Below are 21070 nucleotides of genomic sequence, written 5' to 3'. Positions count from 1 at the left end.
TGGCTCGAACGTCTTGTTAAAAACATTGGATGTTTGTCATTCAATATTCGTAACCAACAGAAGCATATTCCACTTAATATAATAGTCAGTTACTTTTAAATTAAGTGGCTTGGTCGAACTATAAGAAATTCAACGGGACTAAAAACAGTGGGCTGTTCGCTTCGCTCCATATTAGCCCACAATTTTTAGCCCGTTAATTGGGCGTTGGTATGACTCCCACTGTCAAGTTAAACGCACTGATCCCTGCCTAACTTTTTTAAGCCATAATTACTTTAGCTCGAATTAGAGCGAGTTAATACATAGGATGAAGCAAGTAATGTCGTCGGTTATCTTGCTGATATTCGTTGGTTATTACTATTTCTAGTAACAGAGCAGACCTTACTTATTTCGTCGTGGCACCTGTCTTCAGTCTATGTTCGTGGTTCAATGAAGCGTTAGCTACATTGCCATCCTAACGCCGTCGGTGGTTGTGCCACTCCCGATGCTTGATCCTATGCATTAACTCTAATTCGTTTATCATGCAGGTACTCTTGCCAATCTAAGTTTTGTATTTACTGGCGTTAGCACCACTTCTTTTGCAATTGCCCATATGTATGCAATCATTTCTCGAGCAATGGCGGTGACAACCAGGTTGTAATGTTTCCCTTTGGCTATCATTTTTTTATAGCGCTTGCAGAGCCTAAGTTGTGCTTTCCACGCAATATCAATAATGTCCTTTGGTAAACCTTCTTGTCGTTTTTGCATATCTGTCGATATATTTGCCGCATACCAGAAATAACAGTGACACCCATCGTTAATTTTGCTCTTTTTAAAATTAAGGACTACGTTTTGTTTAGTCTAAAAAATAAGCAGGGTGTCTTATGGCTATCGCAAGAAAGCGTCAAGTAAGTTTGGTTGATACAAAATACTATCACTGTATTTCACGCTGTGTTCGTCGTGCATTTTTATGTGGGGAAGATCGTTTTACTGGTCAATCTTATGAGCATCGACGAGGGTGGGTTGAAGATAAGCTGCTTGAATTAGCTAAAGTATTTTGTATTGATGTATGTGCTTATGCCGTAATGAGTAATCACACCCATTTAGTACTGTATGTAGATGATAAGAAAGCAAACAGGCTGAATGATAAAGCGATTGTTATTCACTGGCACAAGCTGTGCAAAGGCACATTGTTAACGCAAAAGTACATACAGGGTGAAAGGCTAAGTAAAGTTGAGCTTATCTTTTTTAATCAAACAGTAAAGGAATATCGAGAGCGCCTATCAAGTATTAGCTGGTTTATGCGGGTGTTAAATGAAGACATTGCCCGCAGAGCAAATAAAGAAGATAACTGCACAGGGAGGTTCTGGGAGGGTAGATTCAAATCGCAAGCATTACTAGATGAAGCAGCACTTGCAGCCTGTATGGCCTATGTTGATTTAAATCCCATTAGAGCTAAAATGGCTAACACACCAGAAGAGTCAGACCATACCAGTGTACAAAATCGCTTAACATGCCCGGCAGAAGGTAAACAACCTAAGCAGTTACTACGTTTTGCAGGCATGCCACGTCAGATTATGCCTAAAGGGCTGCCGTTTGAGCTTAAATCGTACCTTGAACTCGTTGAGCTAACAGGGCGAATAATACGAGAGGATAAGTGCGGGCATATTGATAATATGAACCTACCTTTGCTAGAAAGGCTTAATATATCCCCAGATAACTGGCTAAAACTCACTACGCAATTTACGCGCGTATTTCACGGCGCAGTAGGCAGGCCGACCTCACAAGCAAGTTACTGTGAAAACTTAAAGCGAAAGCGGCGAGCGAATATCAGTAACTGCGAAAAGCTATTAGCATAAATTAAAAACCATTCAGTAAAAGTTAAAACTGCCATTACGGAGTTATTTTCATGCGTGTAATTTGGGTTTAAGAATGTAGTGACTTATTTAATAGATGAAATGAAAGTGACCCAGTAATAAAAGATCAATTTTGAATCTGAAGGGCTAATTTTGTGGCACAGTTTTGTTTGTTCAATCAAAGTGGCTGTTTGGTTTGGTCAATTAAAACAACACCAAACTCTTTTTATATTCTGCGTAAAAATACAGTAATAAATTGAACCAAAACAGGAACTCAGCTATGGTTTGTTTATCAATAAAAATAAATAAAAAAGCGAGTTAATCTAAAGACTCGTTATATGTACAAGGAGGGTTTAGTTGATGCGTTACCTATTTTTACTGTTGATAATACCTCTTCATTCTTTTGCCGAAATTAACCTTCCTCTGCAAAAAGAACTAATTGAAATGGAAATTGAAGATCAGCATATTCGAAACAAAATAGGAGAAGCTGGGTGGCAAAACCCGCCTAAAGCACTCCTAGAACAAATGATGAAAATAGATGAAAGTAATACAGGAAAACTTAAAGCTATCATTAAAAAGCATCATTGGTTAACAAGAGATTTAGTCGGAGTTAAAGGAGTTGGAGCAGCATTTTTAGTCATCCAGCATTCACCTGATGTTGCATTTAAAGTAAAAATGCTTCCTTATTTAAAGCAATCATATTTGAATGGCGAAGGTGTTAGCGGACAACAAGTTGCTCTTTTAACTGATAGAGTTCTTATTGCACAAGGAAAGAAACAAATCTATGGTACTCAAGCTGACGTGAGTGAAGGTAAAGTTGTGTTTAGCCCTATAGAAGATGAAACTAATGTAGATATACGGCGTGAAGAAATGAATATGCCCTCTTTAGATTTTTACTTAAAAATAATGGAAAAAATGTACGGGATTAAAGAACACCCTGAAATAGACTTGAATTAATGTACATACAACAAAATGTCCTGAGGTGGGCAGCAAGCGCTAAAGTTCTCTTTCCACCGCAAATTTTAACAGCGGTGATCCCTTACTTTTCAATGTCGTTAGGTAAGTTGATTCATCGTAGGGCGTATGTAGATTTAGACGCGACTTTACTTATCTAGTTCTTTTCTTAGAGGAAATAACAAAGGCACTCATCCTAAATTTTGCACATAAACACCAGTAATCCTTTTCAAAACGCCAATTAAAACCAACAGCAAACACTTCTTTATATTCTGCGTAAAAATACAGTAATCAATTGAACCAAAATAGGAACTCAGCTATGGTTTGTTTATCAATAAAAACAAATAGAAACGAGTTAATCTACAGGCTCGTTAGGTAATTAAATGAATACTGCCATCGATGAAGTCACAAATAATTACCAAGACTGGAGCTTAGACAAATTATCGTATGTTGATGGGTTACTAACACTGAACCTTAAAACTTATATAAAAGGCGATGATCCCGTAAGGTTTATGGTTGTGTTTACAAATACCGTTTTATTTGAAGCTTATGATGAAAGTAGCCATTTTCATGACTATCATCAAAACCGTGATTCGGGCGTAATCGGCGTGTATTCTGATTCAAGCTTATTGGAGTATGCTCAAACTAAAACGAATACTTTCAGTTTAAACAACAATAAGCTGTTTCATTATTCAGTAATGACTACAAATGAAATCATTCATGTTTTAACAAATATTGAGCCTCAGGTGATAAACGTTACCTAACAAAACGCGCTGATGTGGGCGACTAGTAAAATTTGGCTATTAATTGTGGGAAGCTGAAAATAGTAAGTAAGATTTTAAAAACTTTATAACATGGAACGTATATGAATTTATCTGAAGGCAAAACTGTAATTGAGTTCGAAATATCAGAAACAGGCCACCAAATTGTTGAAGCTAAAATTAACGGTAAATTGTTACGTTTTATTTTAGATTCTGGCGCTGGGACATCTGTTTTAGACAGGAGATGCCTAAGTGAGTTAGGCATTGAAGAAAAACTCAATGTTGAGAATGCAGCAGGCTTAGGCACTTCGGATCACGCTATGGGAGATATAGAAGTTGATTCAATTGAGTTTGGAAATGCCTTGTTTGAAAGTCCTGACTTTGTGTCACTTAATCTTGACCATGTTCAGGTAGCGGGTGGTGAAAAGGGAGTACATGGCTTGTTAGGCTCCCCCTTTTTTACTCAATACCAAGCAGTTATTGATTTTTCAAAAAATAGGTTAGAGCTTTTAAATAAAAAAATTAAATAACTAACCTAAACTTTGTTCTTTAGTCGGTTTAAGCTAACGCACCATGTTTATGGGTTTTACTATGACATGGTGCGACAGTTGTTATTGTTTACAATTTGTATTTTAAAGCTACTTTTCTAGTTCTTTTCTAATAACTCTTTTCTTATAATTTCAGCTCCAGCGCTCAAGGCATTTAACTTGCCGTTAGCTATATGGTGAGTTAGTGGAGCCATGCCGCAGTTTGTACACGGGTAGAGTTTGTCGGCATCTACAAATTGCAGTGCTTTACGTAGCGTATTAGCTACTTCTTCTGGCGTTTCGATAGTATGATTTGCTACATCAATTGCGCCTACCATTACTTTTTTACCGCGAATGAGTTCTAGTAAATCCATTGGTACATGCGAGTTATGGCACTCTAGTGAAATAATATCGATTTTAGATTGCTGAAGTTTAGGGAACGCTTCTTCGTACTGTCGCCATTCGCTTCCTAGTGTTTTTTTCCAATCTGTATTGGCTTTAATGCCGTAGCCATAGCAAATATGCACTGCGGTTTCGCATTTGAGCCCTCCAATTGCGCGCTCTAAACAGGCAATTCCCCAGTCGTTTACTTCATCAAAAAATACATTAAACGCGGGCTCGTCAAATTGGATGATATCAACGCCGGCGGCTTCTAACTCTTTTGCTTCTTGATTTAGAATTATGGCAAATTCCCACGCTAGTTTTTCGCGGTTTTTATAATGATCGTCGTAAAGCGTGTCAATCATTGTCATTGGGCCTGGCAATGCCCATTTTATTGGTTGCTTGGTTTGCTGGCGTAAAAATTTAGCGTCTTCAACAAACACAGACTTTTGGCGGCTCACAGGGCCAACAACAGTGGGTACGCTTGCATCGTATCGGTCACGAATTTTTACTGTTTTACGTTTTTCAAAGTCAACGCCATTTAGGTGCTCTATAAATGTAGTTACAAAATGCTGCCTTGTTTGCTCGCCATCGCTAACAATATCAATGCCTGCTTGTTGTTGGTTGAATAATGACAAGCGTAGGGCGTCGTGTTTTCCTTGGGTTAATTCATCACCTTGTAATTTCCAAGGTGACCAAAGTGTTTCTGGCTCTGCAAGCCATAAAGGCTTTGGTAAACTGCCAGCGGTAGATGTAGGTAGTAATTTTTTCATAATAAATAATGCCGTATATTTTAGTTAATTATTAAACGTATTGTTAAGCGCGTTATTACTGCTTGTTACTATTAGTTGTTATGACAGATAGCTAGTAGAGAATTGCTCAAGAACTCTTTGGTACGGCTTGATAAAATGCTCTTGCGCAAACTTGCCTTGCTCGTTTGCTAACTTGCCGCGCTCTTCTCGGTCATACACAATTTGCGTTAGTGAGTGATCCAAGTTTTTTAAGTTTGGTTTATATGATTTACCCGCTGTTGCGTTGGCATTATAAATCTCTGGTCTGTAGATTTTTTGAAACGTTTCCATCGTACTAATGGTGCTTATAAGCTCAAGATTGCTGTAATCATTAAGTAAATCACCAAAGAAAAACAATGCTAAAGGCGCGGCACTATTTGGTGGCATAAAATAACGTACCTGTAAGCCCATTTTTTTAAAGTATTGCTCAGTTAAAGACGATTCATTTGGTTCGTATTCAACGCCAAGTACCGGGTGTTGGTTTTCGGTGCGGTTGTAGGTTTTGTTATCTGACACACTTAGGCATATAACCGGTGGTTTTTTAAAGTTTTGTTTGTATGTATCCGAATTTACGAATGACTGAAATAGCTTGCCATGTAAAACCCCAAAGTCATCAGGAATACTAAATTGAGGCTTTCCTTTATTGTGCTCTTGTAGGAGTACGCTAAAGTCGTAGTCGCGCACATACGATGAAAAGTTGTTTCCTACAATGCCTTCAATTCGCTTATTAGTTTTATGGTCAACAATATTTGTTTTTAATATTTCGATTGATGGGAAGCTTTCGCCGCCGTCTTCAATACCTATCTCAACAGAGACAATTTCAAGCTCTACAGCATAACGCTCACCTTTGGTGTTATCCCAGTGGGCTAGGGCATTAAAACGGTTGTTAATCATGTTTAAGGCGTTACGCAAGTTTGCTTTGCGGTATTCACCTCTGGCTAAATTAGCAAAGTTGGTTGTGATACGCGTATTAGTTGATGGATGATAATTTTCGTCGAGTGAAACGCTCTTAATATTAAATGTAAAATCTTTTTTCATCGTGTTTATATCCAATTTTATAATTTAAACCTGATTGATGCTCTGCGCTCTATTAGCCTTGCAACTTACTTAGCTGGCTTAGCTGGTTTAGGTATTCAGCGGCTTTAAGTTGTTAAATAGTGTTTAGCGCTAAGGGATGAGTAATTTATACGTTGATTGGTATATGAAGAAAAACGGTTTAATTTCACATAAAACATGAGTCATATTCATTAATCATTATTGTTAAATTCGATTACGTAGTAATTGACGAAAAAAAGGCACAAATCGATAAAAATAAGGCATGGATGTTTAGCCGTTTAGACTTCTTTAGTGCTGACGTGTACTTTATTCATGTTGAACATGAGGAATATTCAAATATTTTTTGTAGCTATATCAGTATGTTAGTTAAGTTTTTAGCATGTTGCGTCGCTGTTTATAATAAATGTCGTCACGGGTAAGTTCCATCTAGCTATATAAGTAGATACCTTAGCTAATCTAATCTCAAAAGATAAACCGACTTTTCTGAGTACGTATATAAATGCTTGTAAATTAATAAAAGGCTATAAACCATATTAATGGCAATGCCAGTGCGTTAAGTAAGTTATACTCGTTTTTCATCACCTCACCTATTGAGTATTCGTGGATATCAAAGGCACTTGTATTGCATCAACTATTGATGAGCATGGCCCTGTTTATGTATATCAAACAAAAAAGAGTCTTATTCTCAGCTTTGACGGAAAAATTTATCAAAGCTGTATTAAATTAAATAATATTAACGGGTTAAGTTTAGCCTATACGCAAGCGATGATGGCTGCGCTTTTTTTTATACCCAATTTAAAAACCGCGATGATAATGGGACTTGGGGCGGGCTCTATAGCAAAAAGTCTTTATCATGCGTTTCCTGCATTGATTATACATACCGTTGAATACCGTAAAGCCGTGGCTGATATGGCTATAAAATATTTTGAAGTTCCTGTGTCAGAACGTTTGTTTATTCATATTGATGATGCGGCAAACTACATGAAAAAAACGCAGATAAAAACGGATGTTATTTTTTCTGATTTATATAGCTCAGAAGGGATGGAGACAGATCAGGTGCAATCATCCTACTTACGTGATTGTAAAAATGCGCTCACTTTTGATGGTGTTTTAGTACTTAATATTTGCCATACCAAAATTGGGCAGAGGGAAGTGTTTGATCAACTACTTGAGAAAGAATTTGCAGGAAAGATTCTTAGTTTTATTATTGAAGGCTGTAATAAAATTGTGTTCGCTTTTAACAATAAAATGCCTGCACTTAGTGAGGATGAATTACTGGTAAAAGCTCACGCGTTACAAAAATTAATAAACGTACCAATGACGCGCTATGCAGAGCTTTTATTTAATTAAAAATGGTTAGTTTGATGTACTGTTAAATGGCGCGTTTAAATCCATCCGTCTATCTGTTGTTCATTTAAACTTGGTTAAACTAATCATACTCTGAATAAAAATAATAAAGTACGTACCCGTACGGAAACACTCATACATGGATTACTGTAAAAATATAATCTCTAAATTTATAAGCGCGATGCAAAAGCGGCCTGGATTATTGGCTGTGTTGGCGTTTTTGTCGGGCGTTGCCAGCTTTGCACTTGTAGATAGAAAAGAGTCTTTTTCGCAAGTTATTGCGATATTTTTACTTATTAGTTGGTTGTGGCTAATTATTGATAATTGGCTACGAGACAAAGTAGAAGAAAAATTTGGTGTGGCTGTATCTCCTAATGTAATGCGTTTTGCTCTACAAATGGTGCAACAAGAAAGTCTATTTTTTGCTTTGCCGTTTTTTTTAGCGGTTACGCAGTGGGACCATCCTCAAGCATTTTTTACCTCCCTCATTGTGTTATGTGCGGTTATATCGGTTATCGATCCCTTTTATTATAAGAAGCTTGCTAAAAACCGAACGTTATTTAGTGTGTTTCATAACTTTGCTTTATTCGTTGTTTTACTTGTTACCTTACCTATTTTGTTAAACCTTACAACGAGCCAAAGTTTAGCTGCAGCCCTTGTAACGGCTGTAGTGGTTACTCTACCGAGTTTAAACAATTTAATGCCTAATGCACGCTGGTGGCGTTTTCCTATTCTTGTATTGATTTTATGTGCTTTGAGCACTGCTGTGTGGCAGTTAAGAAGCTATGTGCCTCCTGCTGCGCTGCGCTTAACCGATATTACGTTAGCTCATGAAGTTGATTTACAACATAAAAAGCCAGTAGGGAGTATTAAACAGTTAGACTCCTATACACTGCATCATCAAGGTTTATATAGTTGGACCGCTGTTAAAGCACCAAGAGGCTTAAATGAAAAAATATTTCATGTGTGGCTTCATAATAAAAAGGAAGTTGATCGGATCACGTTAAATATAAACGGCGGGAGAGAGCTAGGGTACAGAGCATGGACCCACAAGGTAAATTTTCCTAGCGACTCTGTTGGTAAGTGGCAGGTAAAAGTAGTCACCGAATCAGGCCAGTTAATAGGTTTAACGAAATTTACTGTTACACCTTAATGATGGTAATAGGTTTGTAATCTAATAAATATTTGATAGGCTATTTTTACAGTGTTTATTGGATGAACGTTATGAGTTTTGCATTTGATCTGTTTATTTGGTTAATGGTAGAGACTATTTTAGGTTTTTTTATTTACTCAACAGGTTGTACTATTTTAAAAATAGTTACCTTTGGTAAGTTTAAATGTGATATTACCGATTACGTATCGTTTAAGGCGAATAAAGCTAAAAATGTTTATTTAATTTGTGTGCTCGGGTTTAGCTTTTACGTGCTATTAATTGGCTTTGTTGCCTACATGAGTCATTAAATTATAATTACATGAATAACAATACGTTATTTACAGCAGGCATTTTAAGCTTTATAGCATCACTTTTACATGTAGCCTGTGTTTTTGGAGGGCCTGATTGGTATCGCCTTTTGGGTGCTGGTGAGCAAATGGCTCAAATGGCAGAGCAGGGCAGTATGTATCCTACTTATGTAACTTTAGCTATTTCAGTTATTATTGCTATTTGGGGCTTTTATGCGCTCTCTGGTGCAGGCGCCATTTTAAAACTGCCATTTTTAAAAACTGCACTCGTATTAATAACCGCAGTGTATTTAATACGAGGTATTGCGGGTTTAATCATTCCTTTTTTAACTTCAAGCCAAATCGTTCAACAGAATTCTATTCAATTTTGGATTATAAGCTCGATAATCTGCTGCATTTATGGGTCATTTTACTTATTTGGTACCCTTAAATTGTGGCGAATAAAAAATGTATGAATGCTAGATTTCCTGATCTTTTAAATTCAAATTATTAAATACTGATAGCTTATTTTTATATTGCGAAATACTATGTGCGACTATTTTTTACGCGCATATATTTTGGCTTTAGGTATCTATAAATGAATAAAACGTTATTGAGTACTTTGCTTGCAGCTCTTATTTGTGCATCTCTTTTAGCTAAAGTGCAGGCCCAAGACGTTCATGCACTTGAGCCTGAATTAGGTGTTGGCGGAAATATTAAGCTAGATGAGGCAAGTACAACTTATGTTGATGACGGTTTTGATTTTCATGTGCATCCACTTTGGGAAAGCCGATATGTAAGTGAGGGCCGTGACAACTTAGCGGGTAAAGGTATTGCCTCAATCGCAACTGAATTCAATTATAATGAAATAGCTATTATTCCGTGGGTTGCAACGGGTGTTGATAGCGATTATACCGAGTTTAACTTAAATGCTATTTACGCAACTCAGTTATTTAATACCGTTGATATGTTTATTGGTTACAACCATTTAAGATCGCGTGAAAACACCTCTAATGCTCACGACAATGAGGTTAGCTTAGATTTTTCGTATTTTTACGATGATAAATTTCAGCTCACTAGCAGCGCATATTATTCGTTTGATTCTCAAGGCATATTTATAGAGCTTGCGATAAATAAAGGCTACGAGATAAATGAAGCTGTTAATATCGATTTTCAAACGGGGCTAGGGTTTAATGCAGGTTATGTAAGTGATGGCCATAATGGTATTAACAACCTTAAGCTTACAGCTAACGTGTCGTATCAAGTTATTAAGCAGCTTGAAGTATACGCATATACTAGCTACACCATGGCAATTAATAAAAACGCTGAGCGTTTTGTGGGTGATCAAACCTTAAAAAACGTGTTATGGAGTGGTATTGGTCTGAGCTATCTATATCGTTAAAAGTTAGCAGCACAATAAAATGGTTGTGCTGCTTATTAAGAGTTTATCAATAAAAATTAGCCCTAAATTTACATAGCTTTATTAACGTTGGTTTTTAAATCACTCTTTTCTTTTTCGTGAGTGTGGCTTTTTATAGGGGCGGAAATTTCATTATCGATTTTTTGAATCGGTTGGCTTCGTACACACATTAAATCATCAGCCATATACTGGCAGCTGCCAATATATAAATCGTTATGGCCGCCTTCGTATTTACATGATTGAGATTTTACTTTATCTGCGCATGCTTTAACTGCAACATCATTTAACGGCCCTGAATGAGCATTTAAAAATGTGGGTGCTGCAAGTAAAGCCATACCAAACACGCTTAAACAACTACTTTTTATAAACATAACAACTCCTTTTTAATGCTTTTCAGGATCATGGCCTGGCGGTGGACCGTTGTGATCACCTGGTGGCCCACCTGCAGGCCTAACTGATTCTCCATGTAGGCACCCTATAAACATATTTTCACTAGGACTGGCTGCGTGGTAGTGATAACCTCTTACTTCATCTGTATTACCTCGGCATTCATCAAGTGACTCTTCTTTACCGCTTGTATCACGCATTGCATAAATACCATAACCGTCTATTGCATAACCTATAAGAGGTGCATGTCCACCTTCTGTAGCAGCTGAGTCAGTACAACCAGTGGTAGAGTGATAGTGATAACCTTGGTGTAAATTTATATGGCCACCACAATCATCAAATGCCGCAATGGTATAGCTCTCTAAAATTGCATTAATTGGAGCAGGCCCTGATAGCTCAGTACCGTCTAGTGCTATACCTACTGTTCTTAATCGGCCAGTATCAGATGCTGGAATAGGTGTAACAGGAATTAAATACGTTAATGAAAAATTATCTTCTAAATACGAAAGTTCACACTCAATACAATTTTGTTTATATTGCTCTTCAACATCAGGGCGAGCTGCACCAGCGCAGGACTCTTTTGTAGCTGTATATCTAATTTTATTTGTTTTAGTGTCGTAAAGTACCCACTTTTCATCGCCGTAGTATTCATCAAGCTTTAGGACAAATTGGCCTGTTAAATCAACTAAATCACCAGTACCTTCTTTACTAAACCAACTGCCAGTTACATCAGCGCCATCGGTCGATGTGCGCGGGCAGAATGGACCCGGCTCTCTACCTGCAGGTGCGCCTGATGTAATTAACTCATAACACTTAGTTTTAGTTCCTTGCGCCGTTTCGCAATCAACAATGTTAGGCTCAGATAAAAAGGCCCCTTTTTTAAACATAGATAAATTTATTGTTTGATTCGTTTTTTGTACTTCACTAAGGGAGCTACTGACTTGCTTAGTATTTTTATTCGTTGGTGAGTCGTCGCAGCCACTTAGAGTTAAAACTGTTGCGGTAATAATGATTGCAAACGTGCTGTAATTATTTGAGCCCATTACTTGTATCCTTTTCAGTATAGGTTTTGGTGTACTTATACTGTGGCATATTACTGGCTAAATGTGCAAAAAGTATGGAGAACGACAAAATAAGCACATGATACAAAACCTTTAACAGTGTGTGGTTGCTAAAGCGCAGTTTTAAATTTAATTATTAGTGTTTTAAAATAATAAAAAACGGATATGTGTAATACACATTAGCTAAAAGTGTTAGTGTTTAGATGTTATTCAAATACATATGAGGATTACATATGAAGTTTTTAGTGTTTTTAGGGACAGTGCGTAACAGCACGCCACCAAAACCTGCTCGCTTAGGTGAGAGAGTGTCTAAAGCCTGCATGGAGTGCTTAAACGAGCAATTCTCCGAACATGAGTTTGAGCTTATAGATGTACTTGATTACCCAAGTGAGCAAGTTTTTAAACCGCATTTTGCCTATGCTCAGGGTAAGGCGCCTTCAATGCTAAATACTTTAGCTGATAAAATTAAAGCGGCTGATGGATATGTAATGGTTAGCCCTGAATATAATCACAGTATGAGCCCAGCTCTCGCTGACTTACTTAATCACTTTGGTAGCTCACTCTTTTCGTACAAGCCCAGTGCTATTGTTACTTATTCTGCTGGGCAGTGGGGTGGACTCAGAGCGGCAATTAGTATGCGCTCGTTTTTATCAGAGCTTGGCTGTTTGCCTGTATCAGCAATGATCCACGTACCAAAAGCACAAGAAGTATTTAATGATAATGGCTCTGTGCAAGTTGGTGAAGAGCAGTCATCGTGGTTTAATTATTTTCACCGTACTTTTGGGCAATTGGTTTGGTGGGCGCAAGCGGCTAAAAATCAGAGTGGCGTTGAAGATCCTGAGCAGATGCTAAAAAGCTTTAAATCAAATCCATCGCAGCGAAATGCCCCATAACGAATACTTTTAAAATATAACTAATTTAGCCCTTAATTGGGCTAAATTTGTTTCTTTTATAGAAACTTAAAATATATAAATGTTACTATTAACATCTACTTATAAAAAAGGATGTTATATCTTGAAATACCTTACTCTTTTTAGTGTATTAACACTTAGTGCTTGCAGCTCTGTACAACACTTACCGGCGCTTGGCGAAGGCACTATTGCTAATATGAATTTAATAGCTCTTTCGGAGCAGAGCGCGCCACAAGGTGTTAGCGGTACATTTAAGTTTTATATTAAAACTGCAGGCTCTCAGTAAGGTGACGTATTTTTAAATACCGAAGCTGACTATCGTGATCGACGTGCTATTACAATTTCAATTGATTCAAAAGTAGCTGCTAAACTCACAGAAAAATACGGACAACCAGCAGACACATTTTTTATTGGTAAAACAATTGAAGTAACAGGTGAAGCGAAGCGGGTAACTATCTATTTTTTAAGTAAAGGCAGAAAAACCAATAAATATTACTATCAAACACATGTTGCTGTTAACTCAATAAATCAACTTCGCATTGTTGAGTAACATCAGCCAGCTTGTTGAGGCATCGGATTAATTACTAAGATACTTATTGGCTAAGGGTATGTTTTACAGTTGTACTGTTTTTATATACAGTACCCCTGTAAATCTCAATGAATACTAAAATAACAAGCTTAATGTTAGTCGCGCTGTTCTTGGCTCTATTGGATGAAAGTGGTTATCTTCAACGCCTTGTGCTGATTCGCCAGGTAAACGCGATGCATAATAGTAATCTATATCGTGGTCGGTGCTATTAAATAAGTTAAGAAATTCAAAGTTTACTTTCCAGTGAGTCTGCTCATAGCTAATTGCGCTATTTACTACTGTTAAAGGCTCCGAACGCTCGTCACCATCGCTAGTTAATGTACGTTTGCCAATATGGCGAACTCTAACTGATGACTGCCATTGCTCACTTAAGTGCCAATTTAAACCTGTACTTGCAACAACAGGAACAGCACCTTCTATATAATGATTATTGTCATTAATATCTAAACGTGAATGCGTGAACGAGGTTTCTGCGTCGATACTAAAGCTGTCGTTAATCCAATAATAAGCGCTTATTTCTAATCCGTAACGTTTAGATGCATCACTTGGTTCTGTGTTACCCGCATCGCCAACAAATAAAAGCTCTGAGTCGAGTGTTAGCCACCAAAGTGCAGCTGATAGATTAAACTTTTGCTCATCAGCAAATCGGACGCCTATTTCAGCGCCTTCACTTTTAACTAATAAGTCAACTTGCTCTGCTTGCTCACCGGTAACAGGGTCAATATTAATAGTAGATCCGCGCGCATCATTTGAATGAAAAGATTGTCCCCAATTAGCATATGCAGCTACTAAATTTGTAAAACGGTAATTTAAACTCCCTTTAAAACTTACTAAATCATCCTTTGCTTTTCCTGAATTTACGGCGGTAATACTAGTCACGTTTGTATCAAAATAGTCGTACCTAACGCCAACGGTTGCTTCAAGTTTTGGAGTAAGTAAAAGTTTAGACTCCCAAAAGCTTGAGTAGCTAGTTTGCTTTAGTTCATCTTGCCTAACCGTACTAAGTCGCTCTCTTGCTTGTGTGTTATAAAGCCCTACGTTATCTATGTCGTCGTGGCGAAGCTCAATACCTACGGTATGTTGTATGTTTATATCTGATGTTTTGGTTTCAAACTGGTAGCTTATATCTGTTCCATAAATATTTCGGCTATCTTGCTGATTAAACTGATCGCCATTAATTGGATCATTTAAAAAATAACTAAAATTAGAATACAGGTTTAAATCGTAATTAATTACATAAGCGCTGGCTTTTATATGCTCGCCCTGCCAGTTACTCGATAAGCTATAACGGCTAGAGCTACCGCCAAGTGTGGTGTCAAGAGAGCCTAATTGAGTAATTAAATTTTGTGATATAGCGCGCTGTGGAATTTGATCTGCTGAATTCCATGTATTGTCGTATGCCATGGCACTTATTGATAAGTCACCATTAAAAGCTTTACCAACATAGCGCAGTAGGGCATTCTTTTTATTTACATCTTCGTTTATATCATCCCATGGGCCGTCATAGCCTTGCCATTCTGCCGCTGCAGTGAGCTTACCTGTTGCAATGTTAGTAGATCCCAGTACAACAGCGCGTCTATAATTATCTTCTCCTATACTGAGTTCAACTTGGTGATGTTTTAGGTTATCAGCAAGTTGAAATTGAGCACTACCAGCGGTTGAAAAGTCACCTTGGCTTGCGCTATATGAGCCTTTTTGATAGTTAATAGTTGAAATAGACTCAGGGATTATAAAGTTTAGGTCGGTGTAACCTTGTCCGTGGCCATGGCTGCGCATATTAATTGGCATGCCATCTATGCTGGTGGCAAAGTCGGTGCCGTGATCTAAATTAAACCCCCTAATAAAGTACTGATTAGCTTTACCAGAGCCGCTATGTTGAGTGACCGCCATACCTGGGATTAACTCTAACATTTCGGCGCTTCTTAACATTGGGCGCTGCTGAATTTCACCTTGACCAATAATACCGCTAGATGCGCTGATTGACTCACCAATTAGCCCATCTCTGTGACCATAAATGGTTAATTTTTCTATGTTTGCATAGCTATAACCACTATACAAAGTGCCTAGCGCTAAAATTGCTAATGTTCTCATGACTAAAATCCCTATCTAATGTATTTGTTATTAATGCAGCTATGTTAAATACGGCTTAGATAATTTATTGGATGCAACATTTGTTGGTTATTTGTAATTATTTAGGGGTGAGTAAAGATGGGTAACTTAAAAACTACGCCGCACGCTATTGTAATCTTATTACATAAAACTAATAATCGAGTGCTTTAAATGACTGTATAACACTAACAAGACAGAGAGCCCGTATTGAAAGCCAAAGAAATCCGCAATTTTTATATCAACGAAGAGCAATCTGTTTATTTGCTTTCGCACCGCGATGCTAAAAAACACCGCCAGTGGCTTAATATTTGTATTAAGCAGCTAACACTGCTGGGCTACAAAAACGTTGAAATGATTGGCTCGGGTGCTTTTGGTTTTGTGTTTGCAGGTGATGACGATAACGGCTTACCTTGGGTATTTAAGTTTTCGCGTATTACACTTGCCCAAAGTGTACGCGACCGTCTAGAAGACGAAGCGTATATGCTTTCGCAAATTAATAACCCCTTAGTGCCTACCTTTTATGCATTTGAGCGAATTAAAAAACAAGGGATTTTAATGATGGCTCGCGCCATTGGAGAGGACCTTGAAAAAGTATCGCTTAAAACAGGGCGCTTTAGTGCCGCGCAAATAATGGCGCTAGCTGTTAGGTTACGTAATGTATTAATTGATTTACGTAGTCACAAAAACGGCGTTAGCCCACAACCTATAGTGCATGGCGATATAAAACCTTCAAACCTTGTTTGGGATGCAAACACTGATGCGCTTTCGTTAGTGGATTGGGGCAGCTCTGTGTATGCACAGCTCGATAGTGACGGTAACCCTGTTGCCAGTAACTTTATGGATTTAATGTCGGGCGATTTAAGCACAACGAATGCTCGTATGGGCGATGTGTACTTTATTGGTGAAGCGCAAATGTCGGGGGAGCAATCATCCCCACGATTTGACGAACAAGGTGTAGCCGCTACGTTGTATGCGCTAGCGTCGGCGCAGTCGTGTCGCTTTGGTGCACAAGCCATCCCTGCAAGCAGCTTAGGGCTCCCAAAAGAGCTGGCTAAGGTGATTGATGGCATGCTTTCTAAAAGTAAGGCACAACGTGATGGTGCTGGTGATTACTTTATGCGTAACATTACAACTATGGCCAAAATGTATTTACCTGAGCTTGATAAAAAACAAAAAAAAGCAGATATTCCTTTTTGGTATGGCAACGACGAGCAGCCCGACACAGTGGTATATAGTTCACGAAAACAGTTTTTACGCCAAGCCGATCATAACAAGCAATTACTAGATATAAACGACGCGCAACTTGACCGCTATTATAAAGAGTTTTTGTTTGATACAGGCGATACCGAAAAAGCATTTTTGGCATCAATAAGCCGATTAGCTAAGTACCCTGTAGTAGGTGGGCTTAGTTTTCATTGGAAGGATGAGTCAATGTTTGTTGAATCATCTTTAATTATGCATGACGAATCATTGGGTGATGCGTTTAGTGATGCGATTAATAACACAGTGATGCTTGCGCAAGCGATTAATCAAAAAGGGTTATTTAAGTGTTGTTTGTTTGATGCCCGTAAAACTATTCAGTTAGAGCGAGATGGCACCGGTGCATTTAAGTTTGATAGCCTACCAGAGCTTGAATACGAAGTTGTAAGCATGAAAGCAAACGACATAACCCGCCCGCATTCATACTTTGAAGACGGTAAAGACCCTGATGAGCAACTACAGCTACCTAAAAAAGTTATTAAATGCGTATTTGAGCTTAACCAAATTCATCATACGGGGTGTATTATTTTTGAAGCACTGCCGGACAGAATGAAGATTCACCATTACTACCGCTTACTCGATTCGAGCAAAGAGGTTGAGTTTAAACGTTTGCTAAATAAACTAATGCAATACGCGGTAAATATTACGGACGTGGGTGTTGCGGGCTTTATGAAGTTGCCATATAAAAACACCCGTGAGTTTAGTTTATGTGAGCAGCAACAAGAGCATTACTTTCCTAAAAATCCGAAAATAAGAGGTGTTAAGTAACACCTCTTATACAAACTTAATTATAGCTCTTTTTCTATAGCATTTTGAATAGAATATGCGCGATCATCTACTTGATTGGCCGCATTCAAAATTGGAGAGTGGTTTAATGTCAGTACACCTTTATTATAAGTAGCAAAGTTGTTTGCGTTATGTACATCACCGTAATTTTGTATAATTATTTTTTTCAAATCTTCTTGAATAGCTTCTTGAGACAAGTCATCCGAGCATAACTCTTTGAAAGCTTTGATAGTTGGCTCAAAGTATACCAAAGGCCAAGTTTGATCAAATAAATGAGCGTAATCATCTATAGCAATCGTATCCCAGTTAACATCGATTTCGAATTCAAATTTAGCGGCTTTAAAAATTTGTTTTTTCAAAGAATCTAGACGATTTTCTTGAAATTCTCTTGCAGCTCTTTTCTCTTTAAGTCCCATTGTCATTCCTTTATATTTGACAGGTTAAAATATATAATTGGTTACAATACTTTATTGAAACCTTTCTCTATTAAGTTATTAATGTTTTTCGGTAGTTGTTGATTAAAATCCATAGTAATGTAAATTTCTGCTCCAGAAAGTCTCATAGAAAATTTAACATCTTTTTTATCATGAAAATGAAACTCTTTTACTTTTTTTAGTGAAGACATAAAAAAATCATCACTAGCTAAATCTTTTATATTTTCAGTTAAAAAATCTAACAAAGTTGAAATGTTTTCTGTTTCAGTTTTATTTATCTTATCGAATCCATCATATTTAAATTCAAATTCTAAAGAGTAGTTTTTGTTTAACATTTCTTTTATTAAATCTGTTTTCTCATCTATGTTAATTAGCTCTTTATTATTTTTATTTTTTTGAGGTAAGTTTCCTGCAATGAAATTAGAGTGGGTACTAGAATCGTGCAGAATTAAATGAGTGATGTATTTCATGTTGAAAAAAGTAATATCATCTGAGCTATCAATCAAGGTTAGGAGGCTTGAATTAGAATCTAATGAATCAAAAATACCAGAGTATTTATTACCAAATTGGTCGAATACTGAGACTTTAAAATCAATATTAAAGTCATTTTTACTATTTTGCATACGCTCAAGTAATTTTAATGGGGTATTAGTATTTGTAGAAGTATTAAACATGACAGTCCTTATCATTTATGGTGCATCCTATGAAACAAATATAACATTTTTTTTCAGGGACAAACAATACCTTTAAAATAAAAATTTAATTTTTTAAAACACCTTACTAAAGGGCGACGTTGGTGATAGCTCAAATTGATGAGTTAGCTTTTGCGTTTTACTAGTCGCTGTAATTTGATAGTGCTGCTTGTGCTCATTGTTACTAAATAGCTTAACGTTAAAGTTAACTTTGGTTAGTTTACTAGGCAAAGAGTAGCGCCCAGTAATGGTTACTTGGTCTATATTGTCGCTTTTATGTTTATGCGACGCTTCTGGGTTTAGCAAAAGCCCGTCAATAGTAAATTTATACTGATGATCCGCTAAATAAACGTTCTTTTTAACTCGCTTAGTTATTAGCTTTTTATGAGCGTTAAACTCAACTATTGATACTTTGCCATCCTTGTTTTCATCAACCCCTTTAAAAGCCGGCATAGGGATTGAAAGTACAATAAACACGTTATTATCAACAAAGTTTAGCGTGCCGTGCTCTGCAACCATTAAATGTGCGTTTGCTAAATTTGGCATAATCAACAAACCCAAGGTAGTCATGCTTAGCAGGTGTGATTTTATATAAGGCATAGCTTACTCCTAACTAAACTTCGCCTTTAACGCAGCGTTGAAAAAACGGGTAAGTGTCTGTTGCGTAATAGTGGTATATCCCATCGGGAAACTCAGGTGTTACACCAACGCGGCCATTACATTCATCTAGATCACCAGAGCCTGCTATGTATTCCCAATCTTGTCCAAATGTACCTAAGGGATATATATCGGTAGAAGGGCGGTTTGCGCTTACGGTTGTTACGTGTTGGTAGCTACCGGTCATTGCAGTTAGGGCTGACGTTGCATCACTTGAATCCGAATAGCCGTAACGTGCATAAATAGGAAAGCCGTCTGCTGCCCAGCCTATTAAAGTCATAGTGGTGCTATTGCCACCTCGCAGTGCTACAAAGCCTTCAGGCATACCGTGATAGTGGTATGTACCATCGGGTTGCACGTGTGCATTGTTGTCGTCTGTTCCAAAACTAAACGTGTCTTGGCTTAAGGCTTCTATATTCCAATTACCGCTGTTGTCGCCTAAATCGCAATCGGTGCCAGAATCATCGCAACTACCGCCTGTGCCTGCGTCTATTTTAATGCCGTTAAGTACAACGCCTATCATTCCACGAGGACCCCCAAGCATGGTTGCTTGTGTTGTTTCTACAGGCTCAAGTGTGTAGCTTTCATTTACTGATTGTTCAGAAATAGTATTTGGGTTATCGGCATTAGGGAATGTACCTACTTTGTGATCAGGTATGCCATTAGCGACTAAGTCGCGTGTAGTTCCTGTGCATGACCAATCTGCAGCGCTGGTGGCTTGTACTGATTCTGACTCGTTATAGTCACTGTAACTATATTCACAAAACACGCCTTGGGTTGAGCTACTCGTACCTGTACCGTTATCTGTGATACTTTGAGATGAATCTGTAGTTGTTGAGGTATCAACTATGGCTTCTCCACCTCCACAAGCAACTAACGATGAAACAACTAGAGCCAAGGTGCTTAGCTTTATAGCATTTACCCGATTTGAGTTTTTAATATTAAGTGCGTGTAGTTTCATTGCTGCTTACCTGATCAATTAAGTTACTCAAACAATAATCAGCAATTGTGCAAATAGTGTGTAAACAATGATGACAAATTAGCAATGATGTAAATAGACGAAGTATTAAAGCTAAGTTGAGATTTAACTTTATTGGATTGTGTTTTATTTTAAAATTTCAAAAGTTAAACTAATGCAAAAATAGCTAATATAAAAGGTTACCTTAATGGCTAAAACAAAACCTGTAGTGACGTTACAAAGTCATGGTATTTACTCTAAGTGGGATAGCGAAAGTAAAGCATTGCCACAAATAGAGCAATTTACAACAAATGTAATAGCTGAGGTAGATGTTGAGTTTGGCTTAATCGTAAATATTAAAAAGGGTAAAGGCGAAAAGCTTCACTATTGTATATACCATCCAGATATTCCAGACAGTGACGGTGATGTAATGGACCCCTTTGAAGGCGACGTATACGTTAAAAAAAGTGATTGGAACTTTTATTTAGGCGACACGCTTTGGTTACCAATAGAGAATAAGTTGGGTGATTGGCGTATGACGATTGAGCTAAATGGAAAAATTATTGCTGATAAAACTTTTAAGGTGGCATTAGAGGTAGAGCGTACTGAAACAGATTTTTGGAAAAACCGAGGGTATTGATTTCTATTTGTTAGCTATATGGTGTGGATGTAATAAAAATTAATAAAAGAGAGTTGTAGAGCCATTTAAAATAGCTC

22 protein-coding genes and 1 pseudogene are annotated in these 21070 nt (G+C 37.5%); 13 read left to right on the top strand and 10 right to left on the bottom strand.

Annotation, left to right across the window (positions count from 1 at the left end):
* Nucleotides 1-516: 516 nt before the first annotated feature.
* Nucleotides 517-792: pseudogene (locus H5090_RS13745) on the bottom strand (IS110 family transposase); the annotation flags it as partial.
* Nucleotides 793-860: 68 nt separating this feature from the next.
* Here H5090_RS13745 and H5090_RS13740 point away from each other — a divergent pair.
* From H5090_RS13740 to H5090_RS13725, 4 genes are all read left to right on the top strand, one after another.
* Nucleotides 861-1835: a transposase gene (locus tag H5090_RS13740; RefSeq protein WP_182695979.1), complete on the top strand. Its 975-nt coding sequence runs from the start codon at nt 861-863 to the stop codon at nt 1833-1835.
* 357 nt (nt 1836-2192) lie between these two features.
* Nucleotides 2193-2789: a DUF6624 domain-containing protein gene (locus H5090_RS13735; RefSeq protein WP_182693769.1), complete on the top strand. Its 597-nt coding sequence runs from the start codon at nt 2193-2195 to the stop codon at nt 2787-2789.
* 380 nt (nt 2790-3169) lie between these two features.
* Nucleotides 3170-3550: a hypothetical protein gene (locus H5090_RS13730; RefSeq protein ID WP_024599073.1), complete on the top strand. Its 381-nt coding sequence runs from the start codon at nt 3170-3172 to the stop codon at nt 3548-3550.
* A 101-nt stretch (nt 3551-3651) separates the two neighbouring features.
* Complete coding sequence (locus tag H5090_RS13725) at nt 3652-4077, top strand: retropepsin-like aspartic protease (RefSeq protein ID WP_182695978.1); 426 nt, start codon at nt 3652-3654, stop codon at nt 4075-4077.
* 116 nt (nt 4078-4193) lie between these two features.
* Here H5090_RS13725 and H5090_RS13720 read toward each other — a convergent pair whose 3' ends face one another.
* Together H5090_RS13720 and H5090_RS13715 are read right to left on the bottom strand one after the other, a co-directional pair.
* Nucleotides 4194-5228, bottom strand: a complete 1035-nt coding sequence (locus tag H5090_RS13720) for a methionine synthase (protein ID WP_182695977.1) — start codon at nt 5226-5228, stop codon at nt 4194-4196.
* 78 nt (nt 5229-5306) lie between these two features.
* Nucleotides 5307-6284, bottom strand: a complete 978-nt coding sequence (locus H5090_RS13715; RefSeq protein ID WP_039487806.1) for a DUF1852 domain-containing protein — start codon at nt 6282-6284, stop codon at nt 5307-5309.
* 618 nt (nt 6285-6902) lie between these two features.
* On the opposite strand from H5090_RS13715, the gene H5090_RS13710 reads away from it, so the two are divergent.
* From H5090_RS13710 to H5090_RS13690, 5 genes are all read left to right on the top strand, one after another.
* On the top strand, nt 6903-7652 hold the full coding sequence (locus H5090_RS13710; protein ID WP_182695976.1) for an ATP-binding protein: 750 nt from the start codon (nt 6903-6905) through the stop codon (nt 7650-7652).
* 136 nt (nt 7653-7788) lie between these two features.
* Nucleotides 7789-8802: a DUF5924 family protein gene (locus tag H5090_RS13705; RefSeq protein WP_182695975.1), complete on the top strand. Its 1014-nt coding sequence runs from the start codon at nt 7789-7791 to the stop codon at nt 8800-8802.
* 71 nt (nt 8803-8873) lie between these two features.
* Nucleotides 8874-9110, top strand: coding sequence for a hypothetical protein (locus H5090_RS13700; RefSeq protein WP_076926026.1), 237 nt, complete (start codon nt 8874-8876; stop codon nt 9108-9110).
* 11 nt (nt 9111-9121) lie between these two features.
* Nucleotides 9122-9565, top strand: coding sequence for a hypothetical protein (locus H5090_RS13695; protein WP_182695974.1), 444 nt, complete (start codon nt 9122-9124; stop codon nt 9563-9565).
* Between the two features lie 122 nt (nt 9566-9687).
* A complete protein-coding gene (locus H5090_RS13690) occupies nt 9688-10491 on the top strand; it encodes a hypothetical protein (protein ID WP_182695973.1) in 804 nt (267 codons plus the stop codon).
* A 68-nt stretch (nt 10492-10559) separates the two neighbouring features.
* On the opposite strand, the gene H5090_RS13685 is transcribed toward H5090_RS13690, so the two are convergent.
* Nucleotides 10560-10880, bottom strand: coding sequence for a hypothetical protein (locus H5090_RS13685; RefSeq protein ID WP_182695972.1), 321 nt, complete (start codon nt 10878-10880; stop codon nt 10560-10562).
* Nucleotides 10881-10892: 12 nt separating this feature from the next.
* Entirely contained in the window at nt 10893-11939 is a 1047-nt protein-coding gene (locus H5090_RS13680; protein ID WP_182695971.1) for a YHYH protein, read from the bottom strand.
* 251 nt (nt 11940-12190) lie between these two features.
* Here H5090_RS13680 and H5090_RS13675 point away from each other — a divergent pair, with 251 nt between their 5' ends.
* Entirely contained in the window at nt 12191-12850 is a 660-nt protein-coding gene (locus tag H5090_RS13675; protein WP_182695970.1) for an NADPH-dependent FMN reductase, read from the top strand.
* Between the two features lie 121 nt (nt 12851-12971).
* Entirely contained in the window at nt 12972-13154 is a 183-nt protein-coding gene (locus H5090_RS20900; protein WP_259395103.1) for a hypothetical protein, read from the top strand.
* A gap of 378 nt (nt 13155-13532) precedes the next feature.
* Here the strand turns inward: H5090_RS20900 and H5090_RS13665 are convergent, their stop codons facing one another.
* Nucleotides 13533-15548: a TonB-dependent receptor gene (locus tag H5090_RS13665; RefSeq protein ID WP_182695969.1), complete on the bottom strand. Its 2016-nt coding sequence runs from the start codon at nt 15546-15548 to the stop codon at nt 13533-13535.
* 225 nt (nt 15549-15773) lie between these two features.
* Here H5090_RS13665 and H5090_RS13660 point away from each other — a divergent pair, with 225 nt between their 5' ends.
* Entirely contained in the window at nt 15774-17594 is a 1821-nt protein-coding gene (locus H5090_RS13660; RefSeq protein ID WP_182695968.1) for a protein kinase domain-containing protein, read from the top strand.
* Between the two features lie 20 nt (nt 17595-17614).
* Here H5090_RS13660 and H5090_RS13655 read toward each other — a convergent pair whose 3' ends face one another.
* The 4 genes from H5090_RS13655 to H5090_RS13640 form a co-directional block, all read right to left on the bottom strand.
* A complete protein-coding gene (locus H5090_RS13655; RefSeq protein ID WP_182693027.1) occupies nt 17615-18028 on the bottom strand; it encodes a hypothetical protein in 414 nt (137 codons plus the stop codon).
* A 41-nt stretch (nt 18029-18069) separates the two neighbouring features.
* Nucleotides 18070-18720 (bottom strand): hypothetical protein, encoded by a 651-nt coding sequence (locus H5090_RS13650; protein WP_182693026.1) that lies wholly within the window; start codon nt 18718-18720, stop codon nt 18070-18072.
* Between the two features lie 93 nt (nt 18721-18813).
* On the bottom strand, nt 18814-19338 hold the full coding sequence (locus H5090_RS13645) for a hypothetical protein (protein WP_182695967.1): 525 nt from the start codon (nt 19336-19338) through the stop codon (nt 18814-18816).
* Nucleotides 19339-19351: 13 nt separating this feature from the next.
* The gene (locus H5090_RS13640; RefSeq protein WP_182695966.1) at nt 19352-20356 is read right to left on the bottom strand and encodes a YHYH protein; all 1005 of its coding nucleotides are present in this window, start codon (nt 20354-20356) and stop codon (nt 19352-19354) included.
* A 205-nt stretch (nt 20357-20561) separates the two neighbouring features.
* Between H5090_RS13640 and H5090_RS13635 the strand changes: the two genes are divergently transcribed.
* Nucleotides 20562-20993, top strand: a complete 432-nt coding sequence (locus tag H5090_RS13635) for a DUF3859 domain-containing protein (protein ID WP_182695965.1) — start codon at nt 20562-20564, stop codon at nt 20991-20993.
* Nucleotides 20994-21070 lie beyond the last annotated feature (77 nt).

It is taken from the genome of Pseudoalteromonas sp. SR43-5 (assembly GCF_014163835.1).
Taxonomy (GTDB): Bacteria; Pseudomonadota; Gammaproteobacteria; order Enterobacterales; family Alteromonadaceae; genus Pseudoalteromonas; species Pseudoalteromonas distincta.
This window is presented reverse-complemented; position numbering and strand designations above follow the sequence as displayed.

What these genes read in the sequence shown, in the direction of transcription:
- H5090_RS13740 (WP_182695979.1), top strand. Translation starts at nt 861, where the DNA reads ATGGCTATCGCAAGAAAGCGTCAAGTAAGTTTGGTTGATACAAAATAC.
- H5090_RS13735 (WP_182693769.1), top strand. Translation starts at nt 2,193, where the DNA reads ATGCGTTACCTATTTTTACTGTTGATAATACCTCTTCATTCTTTTGCC.
- H5090_RS13730 (WP_024599073.1), top strand. Translation starts at nt 3,170, where the DNA reads ATGAATACTGCCATCGATGAAGTCACAAATAATTACCAAGACTGGAGC.
- H5090_RS13725 (WP_182695978.1), top strand. Translation starts at nt 3,652, where the DNA reads ATGAATTTATCTGAAGGCAAAACTGTAATTGAGTTCGAAATATCAGAA.
- H5090_RS13720 (WP_182695977.1), bottom strand. Translation starts at nt 5,228, where the DNA reads ATGAAAAAATTACTACCTACATCTACCGCTGGCAGTTTACCAAAGCCT.
- H5090_RS13715 (WP_039487806.1), bottom strand. Translation starts at nt 6,284, where the DNA reads ATGAAAAAAGATTTTACATTTAATATTAAGAGCGTTTCACTCGACGAA.
- H5090_RS13705 (WP_182695975.1), top strand. Translation starts at nt 7,789, where the DNA reads ATGGATTACTGTAAAAATATAATCTCTAAATTTATAAGCGCGATGCAA.
- H5090_RS13700 (WP_076926026.1), top strand. Translation starts at nt 8,874, where the DNA reads ATGAGTTTTGCATTTGATCTGTTTATTTGGTTAATGGTAGAGACTATT.
- H5090_RS13695 (WP_182695974.1), top strand. Translation starts at nt 9,122, where the DNA reads ATGAATAACAATACGTTATTTACAGCAGGCATTTTAAGCTTTATAGCA.
- H5090_RS13690 (WP_182695973.1), top strand. Translation starts at nt 9,688, where the DNA reads ATGAATAAAACGTTATTGAGTACTTTGCTTGCAGCTCTTATTTGTGCA.
- H5090_RS13685 (WP_182695972.1), bottom strand. Translation starts at nt 10,880, where the DNA reads ATGTTTATAAAAAGTAGTTGTTTAAGCGTGTTTGGTATGGCTTTACTT.
- H5090_RS13680 (WP_182695971.1), bottom strand. Translation starts at nt 11,939, where the DNA reads ATGGGCTCAAATAATTACAGCACGTTTGCAATCATTATTACCGCAACA.
- H5090_RS13675 (WP_182695970.1), top strand. Translation starts at nt 12,191, where the DNA reads ATGAAGTTTTTAGTGTTTTTAGGGACAGTGCGTAACAGCACGCCACCA.
- H5090_RS13665 (WP_182695969.1), bottom strand. Translation starts at nt 15,548, where the DNA reads ATGAGAACATTAGCAATTTTAGCGCTAGGCACTTTGTATAGTGGTTAT.
- H5090_RS13655 (WP_182693027.1), bottom strand. Translation starts at nt 18,028, where the DNA reads ATGGGACTTAAAGAGAAAAGAGCTGCAAGAGAATTTCAAGAAAATCGT.
- H5090_RS13650 (WP_182693026.1), bottom strand. Translation starts at nt 18,720, where the DNA reads ATGTTTAATACTTCTACAAATACTAATACCCCATTAAAATTACTTGAG.
- H5090_RS13645 (WP_182695967.1), bottom strand. Translation starts at nt 19,338, where the DNA reads ATGCCTTATATAAAATCACACCTGCTAAGCATGACTACCTTGGGTTTG.
- H5090_RS13640 (WP_182695966.1), bottom strand. Translation starts at nt 20,356, where the DNA reads ATGAAACTACACGCACTTAATATTAAAAACTCAAATCGGGTAAATGCT.
- H5090_RS13635 (WP_182695965.1), top strand. Translation starts at nt 20,562, where the DNA reads ATGGCTAAAACAAAACCTGTAGTGACGTTACAAAGTCATGGTATTTAC.